This window comes from Brevibacterium sp. AGC70 (assembly GCF_057334195.1).
The window spans coordinates 74,425-76,655 of sequence record NZ_JBHFIH010000014.1; the positions used below are offsets into that span (position 1 = coordinate 74,425).

Annotated in this window: 2 protein-coding genes and 1 tRNA gene; 2 read left to right on the plus strand and 1 reads right to left on the minus strand. The window is 60.6% G+C overall.

The annotated features are described in order from the left end of the window. Positions 1-77: 77 nt before the first annotated feature. Positions 78-626, minus strand: a complete 549-nt coding sequence (locus ACE03M_RS10495) for a YceI family protein (protein WP_485933909.1) — start codon at positions 624-626, stop codon at positions 78-80. Positions 627-815: 189 nt separating this feature from the next. Here ACE03M_RS10495 and ACE03M_RS10500 point away from each other — a divergent pair. Together ACE03M_RS10500 and ACE03M_RS10505 are read left to right on the plus strand one after the other, a co-directional pair. Beyond that, positions 816-889 (plus strand) — tRNA-Met (locus ACE03M_RS10500). Between the two features lie 230 nt (positions 890-1,119). After that, positions 1,120-2,145: an ABC transporter substrate-binding protein gene (locus tag ACE03M_RS10505; protein WP_485933910.1), complete on the plus strand. Its 1,026-nt coding sequence runs from the start codon at positions 1,120-1,122 to the stop codon at positions 2,143-2,145. Positions 2,146-2,231 lie beyond the last annotated feature (86 nt).

Sequence of the window (2,231 nt, forward strand, 5' to 3'; positions counted from 1 at the left end):
CCCCCCCCCCCCCCCCCCCCTTCTCTGTTCGCTGCGACTGCCTCGCTGCCAGTGCACTGGTGGCAGCGTCAGGCGGTTCAGGCCTTGACGAGCTCGAGCTCGAGCTCGATCTTGATCTTGTTGGAGACGAGCAGCTCGCCGCCGCCGAGAACAGCGTTGAACTCCATGCCGAAGTCCTTGCGATCGACCTTGGCGACAGCCGAGAGGCCTGCAACCTGGTTCTCGTTGGGATCGGTGGCAACTCCGCTGAATTCGGTGGTGAAGGTGACTTCCTTGGTCACGCCGCGCATGGTGAGGTCTCCGATGAGTTCGAACTCATCGTTCGACGCCGCATTGATCCCAGTGGACTTGAAGGTCAGTTTCGGGTTGGTCTCTGCTTCGAAGAAGTCACCACTCTTGAGGTGACCGTCGCGCTGAGGATTGCGAGTGCTGATCGACTCGACGTCAGCCTCGGCGGTGACCGTGCTGTCTTCGAGGGTCTCGCCGACGTTGACGGTTCCCGCGATGTCTTCGAAGTGTCCGCGGACCTTCGAGACGCCGGCGTGGCGAGCGGTGAATGTGAACTCGGAGTGCACCGGGTCGATGTTCCAGGTTCCTGCGGTGAGCCCCTGTGGAAGAGCAGTCATGATTTCTCCTTTTAGTTGAAATTTGAAGTACGAGATTGACTATAGTTTAGGTTTCAACCATCCGCAACCCTGAATCGGAATTGATTTCAGACTGAGCACCTCAGGTGAACGGCAGGTGGACATGTGGCGGACGTCACCCGACTTCGGTTTGGCCTGCAGGAAACAGCTCATGTAAAGTGGGGATCACGACGCGGGGTGGAGCAGTTCGGTAGCTCGCCGGGCTCATAACCCGGAGGTCGGAGGTTCAAATCCTCCCCCCGCCACGAAAGTGGCAGAATCCCCAGTCAGTTCTTCTGGCTGGGGATTCTTCGCATTCACCTACCTTCGCGGCCGCCCCCGGGGCCATGCTTGAAGTGACGCTTATCGACACTCGGTGGCCGACGAGGCGCTGCTGCGCTCCGAGTGTGTCGAGTTCCACCAAAGCCGGGTCGACAGGGACACCCAACGGATCTCAAAAAGTGAACTCCAGCTAAGGCAAGGTTATGCTTACCTTATGACTCTTTCGTCCCGCAGCACGCGCGCCGTGGCCGCAACCGCATTGTCCGTTCTCCTGCTCACCAGCGCCTGCACCGCCGGCACCGACAACGACAAGGATGAGGGCACCGGCAAGAAGGACGTCGCCACCGGCGGCAAAGCTTTCGCCACGGCAGACAAGGAAACTGCCGAACTGGGAAGCGACGCCGAGCCCGGAGCATTCCCACGCACGGTGAGACATGCCAATGGCACCACCGAGATCGCAGAGCGACCCGAACGCGTCGTCGTCCTCGACACCGGTGAGCTCGACGATGTCCTATCTTTGGGCATCACGCCCGTCGGCATGGTCACAACCGAGGGGGCACACGCAGTGCCCTCCTACCTTGCTGATCAGGTCAAAGACGTCGAAACGGTGGGAACGATCAACGAACTCAACCTGGAAGTGATTGCCGAACTCGACCCAGACCTGATTCTCGGCAGCCAGCTGCGCGCCGACGCTCTCTACGACGAACTCGATTCGATCGCACCGACCGTATTCTCGATTCGCCCGGGATTCCCGTGGAAGGAGAACTTCGCACTCGTCGGCGAAGCACTGGGTATGGAGAATGAAGCCACCGACGTGCTCAACGACTACACGAGAGCCACCGACGATCTCGATGACGCGGTCGATGGAAACCCGACGATCTCGCTCGTGCGCTTCATGCCCGAGAGACTGCGACTCTACGGCAACAAATCCCTGATCGGTGTCATCCTCGACGATGCCGGGCTCGCTCGCCCCCAAGCACAGGACATTGCTGAACTCGCGGTGGAGATCTCTCCGGAGAACCTCGACCAGGCGGGTGGCGACTACGTCTTCTACACCAGTTATGGCGACCCCGAGGCAACCGGCGAGACCACGGCGCTTTCCGGCAGCCAGTGGACAGGTCTGCCGGCCGTCGAAGACGACAGAGCCTTCCGTGTCAAAGACGACGTCTGGTTCCTCGGATTAGGCCCCATCGGAGCCGGGCAGATCGTCGATGACCTCGACGGCTACCTGACTGACTGAACGAGCAGAACGGCTTCTCCCCCACCACGCTGCCCGTATTCTGACCGCCGACACACGAGTCAGGGGCCCTGGGATCGGATCGGATC

Coding starts and splice junctions, on each gene's coding strand:
- ACE03M_RS10495 (WP_485933909.1), bottom strand. CDS start 626: ATGACTGCTCTTCCACAGGGGCTCACCGCAGGAACCTGGAACATCGAC.
- ACE03M_RS10505 (WP_485933910.1), top strand. CDS start 1,120: ATGACTCTTTCGTCCCGCAGCACGCGCGCCGTGGCCGCAACCGCATTG.